Origin of the sequence: Sphingorhabdus rigui (assembly GCF_014196595.1) — a bacterium.
Classification (GTDB): domain Bacteria; phylum Pseudomonadota; class Alphaproteobacteria; order Sphingomonadales; family Sphingomonadaceae; genus Sphingorhabdus_B; species Sphingorhabdus_B rigui.
In genome coordinates this window covers 154085-175680 of the sequence record NZ_JACIEA010000001.1, presented here as the reverse complement: position 1 = coordinate 175680, position 21596 = coordinate 154085, and the positions used below count along the sequence as shown (strand labels likewise).

At 58.3% G+C, this 21596-nt stretch carries 16 protein-coding genes, 1 tRNA gene and 2 rRNA genes (1 of these 19 cut by a window edge); 9 read left to right on the top strand and 10 right to left on the bottom strand.

The window, feature by feature from the left end; genetic code table 11:
- Positions 1-61: 61 nt before the first annotated feature.
- The 8 genes from pal to gloB all read left to right on the top strand — a co-directional run bounded on the left by pal (position 62) and on the right by gloB (position 6148).
- A complete protein-coding gene (gene pal, locus GGR91_RS00845; RefSeq protein WP_183941481.1) occupies positions 62-577 on the top strand; it encodes a peptidoglycan-associated lipoprotein Pal in 516 nt (171 codons plus the stop codon).
- Positions 578-792: 215 nt separating this feature from the next.
- Positions 793-1881, top strand: coding sequence for a YjgN family protein (locus tag GGR91_RS00840; RefSeq protein WP_183939146.1), 1089 nt, complete (start codon positions 793-795; stop codon positions 1879-1881).
- Positions 1882-1884: 3 nt separating this feature from the next.
- On the top strand, positions 1885-2973 hold the full coding sequence (locus tag GGR91_RS00835; protein ID WP_183939144.1) for a M48 family metallopeptidase: 1089 nt from the start codon (positions 1885-1887) through the stop codon (positions 2971-2973).
- A gap of 97 nt (positions 2974-3070) precedes the next feature.
- Positions 3071-3325 (top strand): DUF6356 family protein, encoded by a 255-nt coding sequence (locus GGR91_RS00830; protein ID WP_183939142.1) that lies wholly within the window; start codon positions 3071-3073, stop codon positions 3323-3325.
- Positions 3326-3369: 44 nt separating this feature from the next.
- Entirely contained in the window at positions 3370-4080 is a 711-nt protein-coding gene (locus GGR91_RS00825) for an alpha/beta hydrolase (RefSeq protein ID WP_183939140.1), read from the top strand.
- A gap of 19 nt (positions 4081-4099) precedes the next feature.
- Positions 4100-4882 carry a tetratricopeptide repeat protein gene (locus tag GGR91_RS00820; protein ID WP_183939138.1) on the top strand — a complete coding sequence of 261 codons (783 nt, stop codon included), beginning with the start codon at positions 4100-4102 and terminating at the stop codon, positions 4880-4882.
- Between the two features lie 100 nt (positions 4883-4982).
- On the top strand, positions 4983-5423 hold the full coding sequence (locus tag GGR91_RS00815) for a VOC family protein (RefSeq protein WP_183939136.1): 441 nt from the start codon (positions 4983-4985) through the stop codon (positions 5421-5423).
- Positions 5423-6148, top strand: coding sequence for a hydroxyacylglutathione hydrolase (gene gloB, locus GGR91_RS00810; protein WP_183939134.1), 726 nt, complete (start codon positions 5423-5425; stop codon positions 6146-6148). Before GGR91_RS00815 ends, gloB begins: the two co-directional genes overlap by 1 nt.
- 3 nt (positions 6149-6151) lie before the next feature.
- Here gloB and GGR91_RS00805 read toward each other — a convergent pair whose 3' ends face one another.
- The 5 genes from GGR91_RS00805 to GGR91_RS00785 form a co-directional block, all read right to left on the bottom strand.
- On the bottom strand, positions 6152-9547 hold the full coding sequence (locus GGR91_RS00805) for an error-prone DNA polymerase (protein ID WP_183939132.1): 3396 nt from the start codon (positions 9545-9547) through the stop codon (positions 6152-6154).
- Complete coding sequence (locus tag GGR91_RS00800; RefSeq protein WP_183939129.1) at positions 9544-11076, bottom strand: Y-family DNA polymerase; 1533 nt, start codon at positions 11074-11076, stop codon at positions 9544-9546. Before GGR91_RS00800 ends, GGR91_RS00805 begins: the two co-directional genes overlap by 4 nt.
- Entirely contained in the window at positions 10979-11779 is an 801-nt protein-coding gene (locus GGR91_RS00795) for an ImuA family protein (RefSeq protein ID WP_221204190.1), read from the bottom strand. The genes GGR91_RS00800 and GGR91_RS00795 overlap by 98 nt, the downstream gene beginning before the upstream one ends.
- A 179-nt stretch (positions 11780-11958) precedes the next feature.
- Positions 11959-15216, bottom strand: coding sequence for an amidohydrolase family protein (locus GGR91_RS00790; RefSeq protein WP_183939125.1), 3258 nt, complete (start codon positions 15214-15216; stop codon positions 11959-11961).
- A gap of 303 nt (positions 15217-15519) precedes the next feature.
- Positions 15520-16410, bottom strand: a complete 891-nt coding sequence (locus GGR91_RS00785; protein ID WP_183939123.1) for an OmpA family protein — start codon at positions 16408-16410, stop codon at positions 15520-15522.
- A 552-nt stretch (positions 16411-16962) separates the two neighbouring features.
- On the opposite strand from GGR91_RS00785, the gene GGR91_RS00780 reads away from it, so the two are divergent.
- Entirely contained in the window at positions 16963-17439 is a 477-nt protein-coding gene (locus tag GGR91_RS00780; protein ID WP_183939121.1) for a YybH family protein, read from the top strand.
- 38 nt (positions 17440-17477) lie between these two features.
- Here the strand turns inward: GGR91_RS00780 and GGR91_RS00775 are convergent, their stop codons facing one another.
- The 5 genes from GGR91_RS00775 to GGR91_RS00755 all read right to left on the bottom strand — a co-directional run.
- Positions 17478-17963, bottom strand: a complete 486-nt coding sequence (locus GGR91_RS00775; protein WP_183939119.1) for a GNAT family N-acetyltransferase — start codon at positions 17961-17963, stop codon at positions 17478-17480.
- Between the two features lie 112 nt (positions 17964-18075).
- Positions 18076-19812: an amidohydrolase gene (locus GGR91_RS00770; protein ID WP_183939117.1), complete on the bottom strand. Its 1737-nt coding sequence runs from the start codon at positions 19810-19812 to the stop codon at positions 18076-18078.
- 280 nt (positions 19813-20092) lie between these two features.
- Positions 20093-20169: transfer RNA gene (locus tag GGR91_RS00765), tRNA-Met, on the bottom strand.
- A 136-nt stretch (positions 20170-20305) separates the two neighbouring features.
- Positions 20306-20420: ribosomal RNA gene (rrf, locus tag GGR91_RS00760) — 5S ribosomal RNA — on the bottom strand.
- A 171-nt stretch (positions 20421-20591) separates the two neighbouring features.
- Positions 20592-21596: ribosomal RNA gene (locus tag GGR91_RS00755) — 23S ribosomal RNA — on the bottom strand; it runs 1787 nt beyond the window's last position.

The window sequence follows — 21596 nt, the reverse complement described above, 5'->3', positions numbered from 1 at the left end:
ATATAATTTCCGCTTACACAAGCGGGGCAAGCCGAAGGAGAAGACCATGAAGACCAACACTATCAAGATGGCCGCCATATTGCTGGCATCGACCGCGCTCGTTGCAGGCTGCGGCAAGAAAAAGGTCGAGCAACTGCCACCTGCGGCCGAAGGCACCGATTATGGCCAGACCCAGACAGACCCGAATGCCGGTGCGGGTCAGATCGTTCCGGGCAGTCAGGAAGATTTCCTTCAGCAAGTGGGCCAATTTGGCGACCGCATCTTGTTTGAAACCGATCGCTTCAATGTGGATGCCGAAGATCAGGCGACGTTGCAGCGTCAGGCGCAATGGCTTGCGCGCTATCCCAATACCCGCATCATCGTGGAAGGTCATGCCGACGAACGCGGAACACGCGACTACAACCTCGCGCTTGGCGAACGCCGCGCCAATTCTGCAAAAAATTATCTGACCTCAATCGGTGTCGACGCAAGCCGCATCGAAACCGTCAGCTATGGCAAAGAACGCCCATCGGCTTTGGGTTCGGATGAACAAGCCTGGGCGCAAAACCGCCGTGCAGTGACGGTTACCGTTCAGTAAAATGTAGAGCGTACATGCCAGTCAGCCGTCGTCATGCTGAACTTGTTTCAGCATCTTACTTCAGGTCTCTGAAAGTAAGACCCTGAAACGAGTTCAGGGTGACGTCTGACTGACGGGTCGCTTTCATCGAAACGCATAGCCTTTTTTCATCGCGTTTCTTGACAAGGCTTTTCACTTTCGCACATCTTGTGTGAAATTTGGGGGGCCGCAATTTCATGAACGACGATCTATCGCATCGGCATAGCGCATTCCGTTTCCATGGCAGTTGGCTGGAATTTGCCCGCATCGCCTTTCCTAACCTTTTGCTGACCATTGTCACGCTTGGCATATATCGGTTTTGGGCAACCACCCGCGAACGCGAATATCTGTGGAGCAAGACGGAGTTCATTGATGAACGTCTGGAATGGACCGGCAAGGGCATCGAGCTTTTTGTCGGCTTCGTCATGGCTTTCCTTCTGATCGGCTTACCCCTTATCGTCATTCAATTGATATCGCAGGGGCTGATTTTCCGGGGCGAGTCAATCCTTGCGGTCGTCATGACCCTGATGATGTTCCTGCTGCTGTTTTACCTGACGGGCGTCGCATATTTCCGTGCGCTGCGGTATCGGCTGAGCCGGACCTATTGGCGCGGTATCAGAGGGGGCAGCGACGACCCTGGTTTTCAATATGGCCTCGCCTATATGTGGAAAAGCGTCGTCGGTTGGCTCCCCATTTTCTTGGGCGTGCCATGGTCGATGATTTCGCTTTGGAATGACCGCTGGAACGCCATGAGCTTCGGCCCGCATCGCTTTTCAGCAACAGCCGAGTGGAAGCCGCTGATGAAGCGTTATTTGTTATTCTACCTCGTGCCGTTTCTGCTGTTCATCGGCGCGGTGGTGTTTGGCATCAGCATGGCCGCATCGGGCGGCACACCCGGCACTCTTGGAAGCACGGGCATTGCGATTGGTGCGATATTTGCGATCGTCGGCGTGCTGTCGTTTTACCTCTTCCTCCCGCTCGCGGCGCTTGCCTATTACAGCAAATATTTCCGCCTTGCGGTGGGTGGCCTGCGTTTACACAATCTGGAATTTGACTTCCGCGCACGGGCACCGGACTGGATCCTGTTCTTCCTCTCCAACATGGCGATTGTCATCTGCACCTTGGGCATTGGTTATATCTTCATGCCGTACCGCAACTGGAAATTCTTCATCGACCATATGGAAGCCTATGGCGAGATTAACATCGACGATCTGACCCAGTCGGAAACCGTGGTTGCCAAGCATGGCGAAGGCTTGCTCGACGCCTTTGATGTTGGGGCGATTTAGCCCATGTCTGCCTTTTTCGACGCGGGGCATTATGACGGCAAAAGCGCCGTCCGCCGCAAGGTCGAGGTGCAGATCATTGGTCGGCAATTCTTTTTGTTGGAAACCGAACGGCGACATGGCCCGTTCGCATTTTCCGATATCGAATATGTCACGCACAAGGATGATGCCGACGTCTATGGATTAAAGGAGGCGGACGGATGGCGGTTAATGCTTTCCGGTCCGGTGCCATCCGACCTATCGGCCATGCTGCCCGCGCGGCGCAATTATGGTGGCTGGGTTGACAGGCTTGGCTTTGGGAAAGCGGCGGTCGCCTTCACCTTGGCCAGCGCGGCGGCGGTCGCCGTCGTTCTTTTGAGCCCGCAATGGCTGGCACCGCTCATACCCTCCAGCGTCGACGAAAAGCTGGGCGATGCGCTTGTGGGCGATTTTGGCGGTCGGTTCTGCAGCACGCCTGCCGGAGACGCAGCGTTGAAAAAGCTGGTCGCGTCGCTGGATGCCAATCCCAGCGATTTGCAGGTCGAGGTCGCCAAAATTGACATGGTAAATGCCGTGGCGCTGCCCGGCGGTAAGGTCATTTTGTTCGATGGCCTCGTCAAACAGGCGCGCTCGCCCGATGAGGTTGCTGGTGTATTGGCGCATGAAATCGGCCATGTCCGCGAAAAGCACGTCATGCAGGCTTTGCTTCGGCAAATGGGCCTTGCGGTCGTTCTGGGTGGTATTGATGGCAATAGTGGTGCGCTGGTCAATAACCTGCTGTCCATGAGCTACAGCCGCGAGTCCGAAGCCGAAGCCGATGCCCATTCGATGAAAGCGCTTGGCGGTGCCAATATCTCACCCATCGGCACCGCGTCATTTTTTGACCGGCTGTCCAAAATGGACGGCAGCGCAAGTTCCAGCACATCCGAAAACGGCATAGCCGGATATATGTCGAGCCACCCGCTGTCGCGGTCCCGCAAAGACGCGTTTGAGAAGAGCATCGTTAAAGGCAAAAACTACAAGCCCGCATTAACGCCTGCCGAGTGGACCGAGTTAAAAACAATGTGCACACAGGATCGCAACGCAAAATCGGGCTTCGGCTTTGATTTTAACTGAGCGATTGGTTAAGCTCCCTTAATCAACCGTAGCCCTGAGCCTGTCGAAGGGCGCTTGCTGGCTAGGCACCTCGGTATATTTTGAAGGAAAGGCTCCCATGTTCAACCGCCTCTTTGTCGAACATCCCAAAAGCGTCGATGAAAATTATGCCGAACATTTTGGCGTCGCCAGCCGATTTGGTTTTGCGATGATCTGGGGTGGTATGAAGGCGCTGGTGCATGCGTTCGTTCCCGGTCTGTGCATTACATCCGGCAGCGATACCGTGAAGCGGTTGAACCACATCATGGTCGAGCAGCGCCGCGCCAAGGGTCAGGATGTGGCCCAAATGCTGACCGTCGATTGGGTGATTTGACCCTGCCAGACCCCGTTTTGACAGAAACAGCCCCACATTTTGCTATGCGCCATGATGGCGTCAAGCTCGCCTATCGTCTGACCGAAGGCCGCGGGCCAACGCTTGTTTTCCTGCCGGGCTATATGTCCGATATGCAAGGTGGCAAGGCAACCGCGCTGTGTGCTTGGGCAGAGGCGCAAGGCATCGGCATGTTGCGGCTCGATTATTCGGGTTGCGGCGAGAGCGAAGGTGCATTTGAAGACGGCACGCTGGATATCTGGCGTGATGACGTTCTCGCGGTCATTGCCGACGCGCAAGTCGGGCCCTTAATCTTGGTTGGCTCGTCCATGGGTGGATGGCTCATGCTCCTTGTGGCCGAAGCGCTTGGCGCGCAGGTCATGGCGATGGTGGGCATCGCCGCAGCCCCCGATTTCACCGACTGGGATTTCAACGACGCCGACCGCGCGACGATGGCCGCCGCCGGACGCATCGCGCGCCCAAGCGATTATGGCTATGACCCCATGGTCATCACCCGCGCCTTTTGGCAATCCGGGCAAGATAATCTGCGGCTGACTGGCGAAATCGGCATCGACTGCCCGGTGCGGCTAATCCACGGGCAGTGCGACCCTGACGTGCCTTGGCAAACATCATTAAGCCTAGCTGCCCGGCTTCGTTCATCCGACGTGCAGACCATCTTGGTAAAGGACGGCGACCACCGGCTTTCGCGCGAGGAAGATATTGCGGTGTTGATCGACAGCGTGGCGAAGCTGGTCTGACCTTATTGACGGAGCGCCCGTGCTAAAGCTGTTATCAAGTTTGCTGTTCATCGCGGCGCCCGCTTCCGCGCAACCCTTGTCCACGCTGAACGAAGTCCAGTTCGCTGAGTGCATTAAACTCGCAGGCACTGACCCTGCATCTGCGGTCACAGAGGCAAGCGCATGGACGCAGAAAGGCGGCGGTTATCTTGCGCGCGCGTGCCATGGCTATGCGCTTGCGACCGATTTTAAATTCGACCTCGCGATACCGATACTGACCGAGGCGGCTAAATTGGCCGAGGAAAAGGGAGATGCCCGCGCGGCGCGTTTCTGGGCACAGGCGGGCAATGCTGCGCTTGCGGCCGATACGCCCGATGCGGCATTGGCGGCATTAGACAAAGCGCTTGCCGCCCAAACCCTAGAACGCGCCGAACGCGCCGATAGCGAAATCGATCGCGCGCGCGCTTTGGTTGCGTTGCGCAGACCGGCCGATGCCGAAGCGGCGTTGACGACCGCGCGGACGCTGTCGCCCGAAAATGGCACGGCATGGTTGTTGTCGGCGACATTGGCGCGGCGGATGAACAAGCTGCCCGACGCGCTAAGCTATATCCAGACAACAGCCGCGCTTCTGCCGCGTGATGCCGCCGTCGCATTGGAGGCGGGCAATATTGCCATCGCCGCCGGTGATGAAGTGACTGCGCGCACGCAATGGGAACAAAGCATCGCAATCGCGCCCAACAGCCGTCAGGCGGCGACCGCAAAGGCGCAGCTGGCCGCATTGGCCGCCAGCGCACCGCCGTCTGCCGAACCGCAATCGCGATAATATTCCGCCTGCACGCCCCTTGCGCCTGTAGCTGTCACGGTCCATTGTCTATGCGAACCCACTGGGGGCGAATACAGACAGCGCCATGAACGGAGCGAATATGCCGACGAAATATCTCCACACGATGATCCGCGTGACTGACCCTGACGCAACGGTCGCGTTCTTCAAATTGATCGGGCTGGAAGAAGTCCGCCGGTTTGACAGCGAGGCTGGCCGCTTCACGCTCATTTTCCTCGCGGCGCCCGGACAAGATGGTGTGGCGGAAGTGGAATTGACGCATAATTGGCCGCCCGCCGATGGCAGCGCACCCGAAGCTTATGATGGCGGGCGCAACTTTGGTCATTTGGCGTACCGGGTCGATGATATTTACGCGACGTGCCAAACGCTGATGGACGCAGGCGTCACGATCAACCGGCCGCCGCGTGATGGCCATATGGCGTTTGTGCGTACCCCCGACGGCATTTCGATTGAACTGTTGCAAGAGGGCAATCTTCCACCGGCAGAACCGTGGATCAGCATGCCAAATGTGGGCACCTGGTAATGCCGATTGAAATTGTCCGCGTTCCGGTCCTGTCCGACAATTATGTTTGGCTCGTCCATGAAGCAACAAGCGGCGAGACCCTGGTGATTGACCCTGCCGTGGCAGAACCGGTGCTCGCTGCTGCCGAGGCGCGCGGATGGAAGATTACGCACATCTGGAACACCCATTGGCACCCCGACCATGTCGGCGGCAATGCGCAGATTAAGGCGGCTACGGGCTGTATCATCACGGGCCCCGCGGCAGAGGCGGAGCGGATTTCGACGCTGGATGTGCAGGTCCGCGGTGGCGACGTCGTGCAACTGGGTGACGTACGGGCGATGGTCCTCGACGTTCCCGCGCATACAGCCGGGCACATCGCGTATCATTTCGAAACCGAGCAGGTCGCTTTTGTCGGCGACACCTTGTTCGCAATGGGCTGTGGCCGCTTGTTCGAAGGGACCGCAGCGCAGATGTTCGACAATATGCGTACGCTTGAAGCGTTGGGCGATGATACGGCCATCTATTGCGCGCACGAATATACGTTGAGCAACGCGCGCTTTGCCGTGACCGTGGAGCCCGACAATCCCGCGCTTCAGCAGCGCGTGTCTGATGTTGTCGCCGCGCGCGAACGCGGCGAGGCAACGGTGCCGACGACGATTGCACTGGAGCGCGCAACCAACCCGTTCATGCGCGCAAGCTCCGTTGAGGAACTGGCGGCACGCCGGGCGGCGAAGGACGCCGCCTGACAATCAGTGGAAGTCGCGGGACTTGGGCAAGATCCGCACATCACGCGGATGGCTGCCGCGCGGGGGATGTGGCCGCGCAAATTCGTCGATTTTGGGTTTCCCGACATTGGCCTGATGCGTCTCGGACAATCGCGCCAGATCGTCGGTCCGGTCGATAATATTGGTCGCCATCAGGTGCACCACACCTTCTTTGCTGCGCTGAATTTCGCCCTCGGCAATAATCAACCGTGACGCCATGACGGCGCGGCGTTGCCGGTCGAACAACCGCGCCCATAATAAGATGTTGGTCACGCCACTTTCATCCTCAATCGTGATGAAAATCGCATTGCCCTTGCCGGGGCGCTGCCGGACCAGCACGACGCCGGCCACGCGCACGCGCTTACCGTTCTTGACGACATTCGCCTCAGCGCAGCTCAGCACGCCCTCGCTTGCGAACATCCCGCGCAGGAACTGCATCGGGTGTCCCTTTAGCGACAGCCGGGTCATCTGATAATCCGCCGCGACATGTTCGCTGGCCGGCATCGCTGGCAACATGGCATCGGCCTCCGCGCCAAGCTCGCGCACATTGGCCGCAGCGAACAATGGCAGTTCGTCCGAAGGCGTCCGCCGCGCTTCCCACGCGCCCTCGCGCCGGTCAAAACCCAATGATCGCACGGCATCGGCATCGGCAAGCAAGTGCATAGCAGCCGGTGGCAGCGCGGCACGGCGCGCCAAATCTTCGATAGATGCAAATGGCCGATACCGGGCAATGGCGTGCGCCCACACCGCCCGAAATCCGTCGATCTGCCGCATCCCCAATCGCAGCGCGCCTTGCTCGATTGCATTATCCCAATGGCTCGCATTGACGTCTATCGGCCTGACCTCCACCCCATTTTCCTGCGCATCGCGGACAATCTGCGCCGGTGCGTAAAAGCCCATGGGCTGCGAATTGAGTAAGGCGGCGGCAAAAATGGCCGGATGATAATGTTTGATCCACGACGACACATAGACCAGCCGCGCAAAAGACAGCGCATGGCTTTCGGGGAAGCCATATGATCCGAAGCCCTTAATTTGGCCGAAACAGCGCTGGGCAAAGTCACGTTCATAGCCGCGCCGCACCATGCCTTCGACCATCATCGTTTCGAAATGCTCCATCCCGCCGACATTGCGAAACGTCGCCATCGCCTTGCGTAAGCGGTTGGCGTCGGCCTCGCTGAATTCGGCAGCGGTGATGGCCAGGTTCATCGCCTGCTCCTGAAACAATGGCACACCTAATGTTTTGCCAAGCACATGTTTCAGCTCGTCTGGCGGATATGGCGGGGCAGGAGAGGGATATTCAACCTTTTCCTCCCCATTACGTCGCCGCAAATAAGGATGCACCATATCGCCTTGGATCGGCCCGGGGCGGACAATCGCGACTTGAATCGTGAGGTCATATAGGCTGCGCGGTTTCATGCGCGGCAGCATGTTCATTTGTGCCCGGCTTTCGACCTGAAACACGCCCAGGCTCTCACCTCTGCACAACATGTCATAGACATTGGGATCATCGGAATCGATGTCGACCTTCAAATCATAATCGCCAATCCCCTGCTCGCGCATCATGTCATAGGCCTTGCGTATGCAGGTCAGCATGCCCAGCGCCAGCACATCGACCTTCATCAGCCCCAATGCGTCGATATCGTCTTTGTCCCACTCAATGAAATTGCGGTCTTTCATCGCGCCATTGTGGATGGGCACGGTTTCATCGAGCCTGTTTTCGGTCAGGATAAACCCGCCGACATGCTGCGACAAATGGCGCGGAAATTTTATCAACTGTTCTGACAACGCCTTCAGCCGCGCGATTTCGGGATTGTCCGGATCAAACCCTGCCTCAACCAGCCGCCGTTCATCTGGGCCACTGCCAAAACTGCCCCAGACGGTGCTGACCATGCGCGTTGTGATATCCTCGGTCAGGCCCAAAGCCTTCCCCACTTCGCGTACCGCGCTGCGCGGGCGGTAATGGATGATTGTCGCTGCAATCGCTGCCCGGTGGCGGCCATAGCGCCGATAGACATATTGAATGACTTCTTCACGCCGCTCATGTTCGAAATCAACGTCGATATCGGGCGGTTCTTTTCGGTCGGACGAAATGAAGCGTGAGAATAAAAGCGTATTTGTAAGCGGATCGACCGAGGTCACGCCAAGCAGGAAACACACCGTAGAGTTCGCCGCCGAGCCGCGCCCTTGGCATAAAATCGGCGGCTTTTGATCACGCGCAAATTTGACCAGATCATGGACCGTGAGGAAATAATATGCGAATTTTTCGGTGCGGATAAACGCAAGCTCGGTTTCAATCGACTTACGGATTTTCTCCGGAAGCTCCGCCCCATAGCGTTCGTGCGCCGCCGTCCACACCAGATGCGCCAGCCAATCGTCGGGGGTCCAGCCGCCCGGCACCGGCTCGTGCGGATATTCATATTTCAACTGTTCAAGGTCGAAATGAATATGTGCAGCAAAGCGTTCGGTTTCGGCCACAGCTTCGGGGCAGGCATGGAATAACTGCGCCATATCGTCCGCGGACTTGATGTACCGCTCGGCATTTGCCTCCAGTGCAAAGCCTGCTTTCTGGATGGTCGTCCCCATGCGGATGCACGTGACAATATCGTGGAGCGGCCGCTGATCGCGGGTCGCGTAAAGCGGATCGTTCGTCGCGAGCAAAGGCACGTCAAAAGCACTCGCCACCTTCCGATAACGTGCCAGCTGCCGTTTATCCTTTCCCCGGTGATGCGTTGATACGCCAAGCCAAAGCTTGCCCGCATGCACAGGCGCAAGGCGGCGCAGCACGCTTTCCCAATCCTGCGGCGCGGTCGACACCAGCTTGAGATGCGATGGCGCTGCTATGGGCTTCGCGCTTTCCTTGAACGCATATAAAGGCGGGTTCTTATGTGCCTCCTCCGCGTCCGCGGTCGCATATGGCATGACGATGAGCAGCAAATCACCCAGATGGTCGCGCAAATCGTCGAACTTCAATATGCAGCTGCCTTTGGTCGCGCGCATATTCCCGACGGTCAGCAACCGGGTGAGATTACCCCACCCCTGCCGCGTGGCGGGATAGGCAATGATGTCCGGCGTACCGTCCGAAAACACCAGCCGTGATCCCGCCAAAAAGCGGATATTCGGTTCACAGGCGGCCTTTTCGGCTTCGGTCAGTTGTTCCGGCTCGCCAGCATCGCGCTTGGCCGCCAGCAATGCACTACGCGCTTCATCGGGCGCATCGCCCAAAGCCTTCCACGCGCGCACGACGCCAGAGACGGTGTTGCGATCAGCAATGCCGATGGCGGTCAGCCCGCGCCGGATACCCTCCGCCACATAATCCGATGGCGGCGATGCGCCGCGCAAGAAAGAATAGCTGCTGGTGCAGGCAAGCTCGGCATAGCTCATGCAAAAATGCCGTGGAGATACCAAAGTGGTCGTTCAATTTCATCATAGAGCCCGCGCCGGAACAGCCAAAAACGACGCCCCTCATTGTCCTCAACACGGTAATAATCGCGCGTCAGACTGCCATTGCCCGGCGCGTAGCCGCGCGCATGTCGCCACCATTCCGGGCTGATGCGTTCAGGGCCCTCCACCCGCGTGACGCGGTGCACGTGCCGCCGCCAGCGAAAGCTGCGCGGTTCGCCTTCTGGAAATCCGGCGGTGACCTCAATCGGCTGCGGCGTTTCAAACAATCGAAAAGGCCGCATCGCCGGTTCGCCCGGCACAGGCTTTGGCCAGTCCGCTTTTGAAGCGCCAGATTGCGCGACACGCTCAAGCGCTGCGCGTTCGGGGATGTGGCTTTGCCGCGCGTGGAATTGCCGTATGCGTTCTGCCCCCAACCGAACGCTGAGCCGGTCGATGAGCGCGGCCGCAGCCGCATCTGTGTCGATCTTTGTCTCCAGCCCAACTTGAACATTGGCCAGCACCTCAGCAAGCGAGACTTCCAACCGGATGAGGTCGTAGCCAAAGCCGGGGTCAAGCGGGTCGGACAGCGCGTCGATACGCTCCCGTATCAAGCGCATGAGCAGGGCAGCGTCGCGCGTTGGTGTGCCAGTATCCACCGCCAGCCGCGCGACATGGCCATCGCTGCGGAATAGACATATCTCGAACCGTCGCCCGCCCTGCCCACGTTCTTGCAACTGAACCGCCGCGCCGCCTGCCAACATTTCGATGGTCGCCAACACATCATTGGTGCGCGAAATCGGTTCGGCAAAATTCTGCGCAACATGGATGATGGGCAGGCTACGGCGCGGGGTGATGCGCGGGTCTTCCTCTTCCAACAGGCGGGCCAGCCGCACCACAACCGCCTTGCCAAAACGCGCCGCCAGCGGCTTACGCGGGCGGACAGCCAGATCGCCAATGCTTCTTAAGCCAGCCCGGCGAAGCGCCTTATGCACCTTGTCACCGCCATCCAGCGCCTCCACGGGCACGCCGGAAATGGCGCGCGCCGCATATCTCGCCTTGGCCTGCGCGCTGTCGGGGGTGCCGCCCAAGGCAATCCGGCAACTGAGGCCATGACGGCTGAACCGCGCGTGCAGATCCTTCGCCAGCCGCGCCGCATCCCCAAACACATGTTCGCACCCCGTAATATCGAGCAACAACCCTTGCGGCGGGTCTAACATGCAAGCAGGCGTATAACGCTCACACCCATCGGCGAGCCAGCCGAGCAAGTTGAGGTCCGCCGCAGGGTCATGGTCAAAGACCGCCAGATCAGGCACGCGGGCGCGGGCATCGGCCAGCGCCATTCCTGCGGTCAGGCCAAGCGCATGCGCCGCCGGATCACATGCCGCCAACCGCATGGCCCCGCGTTGTTTTTCGACCATGGCAAAAGGCGCATCAGGCGCGCTGCCGCGATGCCGGACCAGTCTTTGTGTCGGTAACAATGGCAGAAAGACCGCCAGATAGCGGCGCGTCAAAAAAGCTTCGTGTTGCATGATCCCAAGTCACTCTTGCCGCAAAAGGAGCCGTGCCGCCGCGATGGCGCAGCAGGCTGATGTCAAAAGTCGGAAGGCCCGGGGCATTTCCCGGCAATGGCGCAGAGGGCGCAGAACATATCCGCCAGCGTGTACGCGCCGCGCTGGGCATCGGCACCGCATCGCCGCGCACCAGCAGGGCGAGCACCCCAGTCTCCGCCGCAGCCAAGGCAAGCCGCCGGGTCGAGGTCAAATCCACCAACCGGGCATTGCCGTGCGTTTCCAATATGACCGCGCTGGCGGCTTTCGACCGGATGGCATCCGCTGCAGCCCGCAAGGCATCGCGCAAATCGGCTGTCTGGACCAGCAGCATGCGCGCGGGGTCGCCGCCCATTGCCGACAATCCATAAGGGTAGAGACGACCCGATGTCTGGCGTTCCTTGTCCCCTGATATCCAGAAGATACCAGCATCACTTTCCGGCAGCCGCCATGCCAGCAAAAGCGCAAAGGCAGCGGCGGCATGTGAGTCGGCTTTTGCGCCACCAAAAAATTCATGCAGCCCTGCCTGCGCTATGCCACCGCGCAACCGTTCGTCGACATAAGGTGCACCTATGGGCAGCAATGATTGCGCAGCATCCGACTGGTATTGCTTCCACATTCCTTGCACAGATGGAAACGCACCAGCCGATAGAGTCGGCTGTATGTGATTCGGCTTTTTGTTCATGCTTTGTTCCATACTCCATTTTTCATGGATGTGGAGTCAGCTTTTTTGTCCTGAAGTGATTTGGAATAATATAGGTCGGCAGCCGCGCTGGATCCCGAAAGCGCGGACAAGATGTTTGAGCCATTTTCCAGCCCGGGACTATTTGCCCGGGCCAGAAAATTGCGTTCACCCGGCTGAACTCATTCCCAATAATAAGGCATGCGTTTGCGTGTGCCGGTGACTTCTTCGTTCAGCGTGGCCGCATCATATAAACGGCCACCGATCATAACCTTGGCGACCTTGTCCGAATTGCGGATATCCGCGCTTGGGTCGGCGTCGAGAACGACGAGGTCGGCAAGCTTGCCTGCGGCGATGGAGCCAACATCCTTGTCATAGCCCAGCGAGCGGGCGGACTCGATTGTGCCTGCGGCCAATGCCTCGATTGGCGACATGCCACCGCGCACGAATGACCAGAGTTCCCAATGCGCCGCGATACCCGCTTCCTGACCATGCGCACCGATGGAGACAGGCACGCCAAGCTTGGCAAGCTTATGTGCCTCACGCGCGCTGTTATCGTCGACATAGTCTTCCTCAGGCGCGATCTCGCGGCGTGCATTGTTCGCCGCAAGCTCGGTCGGCGGATAATGCTTGGCCATCAACGGATGGCGGAACACATCGGTATGTGCGCGCCAATAAGGATCACCGGCTGGGCCGCCATAGGTCACGACAAGGGTCGGGGTGTACCCCACCTTCGATTTGGAGAAGAACTGAAGCACGTCGCCGTAGAAAATATCGAGCGGCACATTGTGCTCAACGGTGGTGTTGCCATCGGCAATCAGGTTCATGTCCATGCCGAACAGCGAACCGCCTTCCGCCACCGAACGCATATTTTCCTGAAGCGCAGCGGCAACCACTTGCTGACGCTGTTCACGGCGCGGCTGGTTATAGTTTTTGACGCTGTGCGCACCTTGCGCCTTCAACCGCCGGACATGCGCGAGGGCATCATCAAGGCCATTGATTTCGGCATACACATCAGCGGATTTTGCGCCGTACACAATCTCGCCCGTAGAGAAGGAACGCGGCCCAACAATGAGGCCAGCGCGCTGCATTTCCAGCGCCGGGAAAACCGTCGCGGCACTGCTGGATGGATCATGCCGCGTGGTGATACCCATTGCGAGGTTGAGCATATTTACCCAGTTTTGCTGCGGTGTCATTTCATCGACACCATGCGGACCATGGGCGTGGGCATCGACAAGACCCGGAATGATGGTCTTTCCGGTCACATCCACAGTCTTTGTGCCCACAGGGATCGGGAAGTCTCCCGCCTTGCCGACGGCTTTGATCCGGTCATTTTCCACCAAGATGACGGCATTGTCGATGATCCCGCCATCCTTGTCCGACATGGTCACGACCCGTGCGCCGGTGAAGGCGACGAGGCCAGTTGGACGGTCCGACTTCACCGTCATCGAAAGCGAGATGCCGTCTTTTGGTGACACAAACTTGACGGACTTGGCGTCTTTCGCAAGCGGACCATTGGGGTAGAATGTGCTGGTTTGAGCGGTGTACAGCGTCGGCCCAAGTGCCCAATGCAATGCATCGCCATTGCGGCTCCAATGCATATAATCGGCACCGCCATTGCTGACCTTCACCACGGGAAGCGCGCTGCCCGACGACGACGCAGTTACTTCCTGCGTGCCCGGCATCAGCGGCATCACAAATGCTTCGTAGTTTTGACGGAAGGCAAAATTGTTCCCGTCTGGCGATACTTCATAAATGGTCGTCAGCTCGCCGCTGGCATGATTGCGCTTGGCTTCACCATTCAGGTCGACGCTGACGAGCAGGCGTTTGTTGGCACCGGATTCGGTATAGAAAATCCGGTCATTGCTGGCGGCGAAATGCGGCGTGGTTCCGCTTTCGGTAACGCGGACAGCATTGCCGCCTGTCGTGGCTATGCGGTAAATGCCCGGCTGATCCGAACGTGTGGGCGAGGTTAGGCCGCCGCCTTCCTGCTTTTCAAACACGATCGTCTTGCCGTCTGGTGAGAAGCGCGGACGCGCATAATGGCCAGATTGCGCCGTCACGTTTTTCGCCCTGCCGCCCGTTGCGCCCACGACCTGAATATGGCCAAGACCCTTATCGGTCCAGTTCACAAAGGCGATGGTCTTCCCGTCGCGCGACCATGTGGGATATGCTTCCATCGCCGTGTCAGACGTGGTTAAACGCTTTGCCGCCCCGCCTGCCGCAGGCTTGACCCACAACTTACCCATGGTTTCAAACAAAACGGTCCGGCCATCGGGGGAGGTAACCACGCCGCGCGGCATATGCGTCTGGAACGAAGCCGGCGCCACTTCAATCGGCGGACGTGGCGGGTCGATGACATCGCGGGTGTCGGAAATGCGGAACGGGATTTCGCTCGATGCACCGCTCGGCCAATCGACCTTGCGCATCTTACCACCCGCCCAGAAATAAATGGTCTTGCTGTCGGGTGACCAATCCATATTCGGATAGACGCCGGTGACGGCCCATGTTTCCTGCACATCTTGGTCGAGCGCATCATAAATCTTGCGCTCTTCGCCGGTGTCCAAATCTTTCACATAGAGTTTTGACTTGGTCCGTTCGCGGCGGACGAAGGCGATTTTCTTGCCATCAGGTGAAGGCGTTGGGCGCACCGAACCACCGACACCGGACACGGCGGTTTCGGTTTTGCCGGTCTCAATCTCATAGCTTTCAATGTCGAAAAGCTGGCCGTTGGAATCCTGCGCATATTGGAAAATGGGTCCCGGCGTGATGTTGCGCGTGTAATAAATATGCTTGCCATCGGGGGCAAAGATGGGCTCGCCCAATTCCTTCTGATGCTGCTCATTGGGCTTCTTCACCAGCTGAACCCCTGCGCCGCCCGACACATGGTAGAGCCAGACTTCGCCGGTGCCCAGCGAACGACCCGTGGTGAAATGCTTCTTGGCGGCGATGAAGCGGCCATCGGGGCTCCAGCTGGGTTGATTGAGCAAGCGGAAATCCTCTTTGCTCATCTGCCGTTTGTCGGAACCGTCGCGGTTCATGATCCAGATATTGTCGCCGCCGCCCCGGTCGGAGGTAAAGGCGATGCGCGTTCCATCGGGGGAAAAGCGCGGCTGGGTTTCGAAGGGCAAGCCTTCGGCAATGCGGGTCGGCGTGCCGCCGGTGACGGGCATGGTGTAGATGTCACCCAGCAGATCGAACGCAATGGTCCGGCCATCGGGGCTGACGTCGAGGTTCATCCACGAACCCTCGTCGGTATCAATCGCGATCTGGCGGACGGTCAGGCCGGGGGGCGCTGCGACATCCCATTTGGGTGCCTTTTCTTCCGCGGCAGCAGGCGCAGCGGCCGGAGCGGCGGCCGGAACAGCAGCTTGCGCAAATGCCGATGCCGGAATGGTCGCTGCACCCAGCAGCAAGATGGTCTTCAGATAATGTGTCATTTTCGGGGCTCCCCTGCCATTTTGTCCTTGCTGTCATGCCTAGCGGGCAAGGGCAAGTGGGAAGCCGCAGCTTCGATGGGGAACGGGTTATTTTCTACGAACGACGGGGTGATTTCCGCCGTACCATGCCGTTAACGCGACAAAAGATACCACAGACGCCGAAACGCCTGTCTCCTTTGTCGCCATAGCGCACATGGGATTGCGGCTGACGAACGCCAAAAATGACAGGCCAAATCCTACATTGCAAGCCAATGCGCGCGGCGGGGCGGCGGCAGGGAGGCGCGCACCCACCGCTTGCGCGCGTTAAAATCCGTCGACGCTCTTGCTGACGAGGATGTTGATCGCAACGCGGCGGTTCTGCGCCTTGCCTGCTTCGGTGTTGTTGTCCGCCGTCGGATCAGCCTCCGCCATGCCGGTTGGGGTCAACATGCGATAGGGTTTCCAGCCACAGGCTTGCTGCAAATGGTTCACCACCTTGGCCGCACGCTTCTCGCTCAGTGCCTGATTATAATCATAATCGCCCACCGAATCCGTATAGCCGACAACGAGCATCAATGCGTTTTCCGTCGCATTCGCCTGCGCCGCGGCAGCACACAGATCGGCCTGCGCGGCGGGTGTCAGGTTCCATTTGCCGGTGTCGAAATAGACGTTGGTCGTGCCCTTCACATTATATTGGTCAATGTCGGCCACGCGGCTGCGCAAGGCTTCGGTCGCGGCGGTCTGCTCGGAAAAGCCCTGTTCGGTGCCGGTACGGATCATGCTCGCGGTTTTCAGGTCCTTGTTCTGCACCTTGATCTGCGTCGCGATCAGGCCGCCGCCCCATTGCACCGTCTTCGCGGTCACAGGTAAGCCATTCAACAGCGATTCAGAAGCCAGCTTGCTTTGGCCAAGGCCAAAAAGGCCCGAGCTTGAGCGCACCTCGGTTGCTTCAGTAATGAACAAAGGGGTTTTGGCCCCGTCTGGGCCGGTGACCAGAATCCGGTCGTCCTTGCGGGCGGAAATCATGCCCTTAATGTCGGGACCAGCGGCCAGGCCAGTGATGTCCGCCGGCGGCGATCCGGTGACGACCGTGCCTGCCTCCGCCGGCTCTTGCTGTGTTTCCATCTGCTGCGCGGACAGGCCGCTATATGCTGGCGCTGCAAGTAGCCCCAGCAGTGCGAGCGTGGTTTTCGGATAACGGGTAATAAAACGCATGTGGCACTCCATCTTCAAATATCAGCCAACGCGCGCATCTATATGGTCCGTCTGGATCATCCCCAAAGATGTGCATGTTGGTTGGTCGGACGCCCCCAAATAATCTCCATTCTGTTGCGCAGCCCACAAGCCACGCCGTAACGCTACATATGATGAAGATGACCGGAAATAGCTTTCCGCCGGATGAACGGCGACAGGCTGAGGCCCCCGTTGCCGCTGGCGCGAGCCAATTCCAAGACAAACGGTTGCGAAGCCCGGTTTTGGCGTCGGCGTTTCAGCCTGCCCGCTGCTTTTCCATCAACGCGCGCTGGAATTTCTGATCACCGATCTGATGTTCGACAACCGAAAAGCCGACCGCGGAGCCAACGCGCGCCTTCGGGGCCATCGTTACAATTGTTCACTTTACCGAATAAGCGATTTAGACGACTGATAAATATCGTTTTTATGACGCATGTGCGCGGCCAAAGTGCCGTAACAATTGCGCATATGGGAGTACGCCGCGACATCTTCGCCTTCAGGAATATGGGCGCTGTCGACGGCCAAAGGAGGAGAATGAAGATGAAAGCTTTGTACACGATCCCGGCCCTGTTGCTTCTCGTTTCCGGTTGTTCCGGCGGTGAAACGCCCGCTGCACCCGTAGATATCAAGGCGATCGAGGCGGCAGCGCATGGCGGCTATGTTGCGGCGATTAACAGCAACAATGTCGACACGTTGATGGAGGGCCTGACCGACGATGTCGTTCTTCAGGCACCCGGCGCGCCAGAAATCATCGGCAAGGCCGCGGTGCGCGAATGGGTCGGGGGATATTTCGGCGCTTATGAGACGAAGTGGGAAAAGACGTCGCTTGGCTTTACCGTCACCGGCGATTTGGCCGTTGAGCGTTACACCTACAAAGCCACCGACACCGACAAGAAAACCGGCGCGGTCACAACCGACATTGGCAAAGGGATCAACGTTTTCCGGCGCGGTACCGACGGCAAATGGCGCGTGGCCATTGACGGATGGAGCTCGGACAAACCCGCATCATAACGGGCACGCAGAGGCGCAGAGATCGCAGAGGGGCGACCTTAAACAGCGGTAACGAGCGGCTTTTCCATCATCGCGCGTTGAAATTGTTGATCACCGATCTGGACGATCTGATGTTCGACCACCGAAAAGCCGACCGCGGCAAAGGCAGGCTGCGCCATTAGGCTGGCATGCACCCAAAGCCGTGCTTCGTTCGCGGCGCGGGCGCGCGCCTCAACCAACTCAAACAACCGCCGGAACAGGCCGCTGCCCTGTGCCTCGGGCCGGATAAAGGCAAAGTCGATATAACCCCCGCCTTCGATGCTCATAAACCCGATGATGCGATCCCCATCGCGGCCAATGGCAATATCCTTGGCCGCCAACCGCGCTTCCCACTCCACCCCGCGCCTGCGCTCCGGAACCCAAGCGGCACGTTGCGCGTCGGTATATTTACTCGGCCCGTTGCGGACAGCGTCAAACATAACGTCCGCGAGTTCGGCGGTGTCGGTGGGGGTGGCCCAAGTGAGGGGGTGGGGCATGGTGTTCATCGGACCGCGTTAATTACTCTACAAATGCTCTCGTCGATATTGTGCATAATGTGACGACCTTGAACGCGGATCGACCGAATGCCTAATGGGACGCCGGTCTCACGGTTTACCCTCAGACATTAAAGATACGTCCTTCGTACACAGTGGCTTCGACTTTTGTCTGACGTAGCATTGCCGCACCTATTTTGCGGGGATCTCGGTCAAGAACTGCGAAGTCAGCCCGTTTGCCTGCTGCAATGGAGCCGATTTCATGGTCACGTCCAATGACTTGCGCTGCCTCAATGGTGATTGCGCGGAGCGCCTTGCCAACGCTCAATCGCTCTTGCGGTGCGAGGGTGTTGCCATCCAGCGTGATCCGGCTCGCTGCGATCCATGCAAGGTAGAATGGATCGATTGGCGCCATATTGAAGTCCGAGTGGAGCCCCAGTGGAACCCCAAGACGTTCAAGTGAACCAAAGCGGTCCATTGTCGCGGCGCGGTCGGGGCCAAGACCGTGCGCGGCATAGGCGTCACCTAGCACACGTACATAATTGGGTTGACCTGATACAAACAATCCCAGGCGGGAGATGCGGCGGTTCTGCGCCTCGGTCGAATAGCCGAGATGTTCAAGGGTAACGGTTTGTCGCGCGCTGCGTAGGCCGGTGATGACCGGCTCAAGCGTGTTCAGGACGACATCAAGGCCTTCATCACCGTTGACGTGAATATGCAGACTCAACCCTGCTTCCCAATAGCGCCGCACCTGTCGGGCGAAGTCGGCGGGTTCGGTTATCCATTTACCAAGGTGCCCGTCCGTATAGCCAGGGGGGTTCATGCGCATGTTCTGCCCGAAATACGCCCCGTCTGCCAACAGCTTTACCCTGCGCGGTACGCGGAGATGATTGCCCTCCAGTCGGTCGCGCGCGGTTTTGTACCAAGCGTCAATATCTGTGACCTTATCAAGTTCATTAGCCATCGGCACAAGGTCAATCCGTGCGGCACAGTCGGACGCTTCGAAGGCGCTGCGGATCAACCCTGCCTCGACATCAAAGCCGGCAAATATGCCAGTTGCCATGTCCGCGGTCGTAGTGACGCCGTGGCGCAGCATCAAGGTGCGCAGGTCGGCCATGCCGGCCTTCAGCTTGTCTGCGGCAAGGATCACCGGACGCATCTTGGCGAGTGCCAGCGGAAGCGCCGTTTCGCTAAACAATCCTTGCCTAAAGCTGAAATGGGCCGGATCTGCCTTGGTCGCAGCGAGCGCGGCGTTGAACGCGGCTTCATCGGCAAGTCCCCATTCGCGGAGCATAGAACTGTTGACGATAACCTCGTGAAAACTGCGCTGCCAGACGACCAGCGGACGATCAGGCGCCAATTCATCAAGCATGCTTCGGTCGAGTGCCCCGTGGAACAACTCGTGGTAGCCCCAAGTGATTAGAGGGTGCGATGCATCACTGGCCAGCAAAGCGCGCAGTCGTTCTCGGTATCCCGCGGCCGTTCGCACCCCTGCGGAATTAACGCGCGGCAACACCCAGTCATCGGGCGCGATAAATGGCACGTTGAGCATCACGGCCGATTGCATCGGATGAATATGCGGATCGATCAGCCCAGGAAACACTGTTTTCCCGGCAAAACTACGATCAAGCTTCGCCTCACGGTTCGCAGTCCACGGTGTCAACGCGGCTACGCTATCCGCAAGGCCCAGAATTATGCCACCCGACACTGCCACGAAACGCGCTTCGGGGAGCGATGGTTCCATAGTAACAAAATTGGCCTCGAAAACAGTCACCGGATCGCGCGCAAACGCTTTGGCAGCGACCGACGCCAGAGGCAGCGCGCCAATTCCAGCAAGCATGCCGCGTCTGTCAAATTTCATTTTAGCCCTCCAGTTCGCATTACGATGCTATACTGGTGGCAAATAGCCAAGTGCTAATCTTTCATGCGGATCAGACAGCTCAGTCGGCCTGACCCCAGCTTGGCCTGCGTCCATTGGCTCGGGCTGTTGTGAACAGCACCAAGCATGACGTCCGCGACGTTCAGCTTGGTTGGTGAGCATGGTCCGGGTTGGGGTGTGGGGCATTTAGTAAAACTATAGTTGGAAGACCCACCCCTCGCCACAGCCAATAAAAAACCCCGCGCAAGGCGGGGTGTTTTACTGGTTGCGGGAGTAGGATTTGAACCTACGACCTTCAGGTTATGAGCCTGACGAGCTACCGGGCTGCTCCATCCCGCGCCACCAAAATGCCCTGTATTTCAACGGGGCAAAAACGAAAAAAGGCGGACATCCGTCGAATAAACGACAGCGGTCCGCCTTTTGAATTATGAATGGGTTCTTCCAATGCACTTATATAATGAGCGCCGGCTGCAATGCCTGGCGACGCCCTACTCTTCCAACGCTTAAGCGGTAGTACCATCGGCGCAGTTTGGTTTCACGGCCGAGTTCGGGATGGGATCGGGTGGGTCACAAACGCTATGGTCACCAAGCAATGAAGCAGGCGCTCATAACAGGTCGCAATATCCGAAGACAATACGACCCTTATAAGTGTCAGTTGGGTTATAATCGATGCCCGTGCAGGGAATATTTTATCCGGTTGCGACTTAATTATCCGCCATCGACGTTGCTGAACAAGCCAGCACTGTCATTGATGATGGGACTTCAAGCGCGAAAAGAGTAATTAGGATTGGTTAGCTTCACGCATTACTGCGCTTCCACACCCAACCTATCAACGTAGTGGTCTACTACGACTCGATGAAATCTAATCTCGAGGGAGGCTTCCCGCTTAGATGCTTTCAGCGGTTATCCCGTCCATACATAGCTACCCTGCTGCGCGGCTGGCGCCACGACAGGTACACCAGAGGTATGTTCAACCCGGTCCTCTCGTACTAGGGTCAACTCCTCTCAAATTTCGACGCCCACGGCAGATAGGGACCAAACTGTCTCGCGACGTTCTGAACCCAGCTCACGTACCACTTTAATTGGCGAACAGCCAAACCCTTGGGACCTGCTCCAGCCCCAGGATGTGATGAGCCGACATCGAGGTGCCAAACGATTCCGTCGATATGAGCTCTTGGGAATCATCAGCCTGTTATCCCCGGCGTACCTTTTATCCGTTGAGCGATGGCCCTTCCACGAGGGACCACCGGATCACTATGACCGACTTTCGTCTCTGCTCGACTCGTCAGTCTCGCAGTCAGGCAGGCTTATGCCATTGCACTCTAACAGACGGTTTCCAACCGTCCTGAGCCTACCATCGCGCGCCTCCGTTACTCTTTAGGAGGCGACCGCCCCAGTCAAACTACCCGCCACAGAGGGTCCCTGCACCGGATAACGGTGCGAGGTTAGACATCAGAAAACAACAGGGTGGTATTTCACATTTCGGCTCCACTCGGACTGGCGCCCAAGTTTCAAAGCCTCCCACCTATTCTACACAGTTCTTTCCTAATGCCACTCTGAAGCTGCAGTAAAGGTGCACGGGGTCTTTCCGTCTAACCGCGGGTACTCCGCATCTTCACGGAGAATTCAATTTCGCTGAGCATATCCTGGAGACAGTGGGGAAGTCGTTACGCCATTCGTGCAGGTCGGAACTTACCCGACAAGGAATTTCGCTACCTTAGGACCGTTATAGTTACGGCCGCCGTTTACTGGGGCTTCAATTCGGA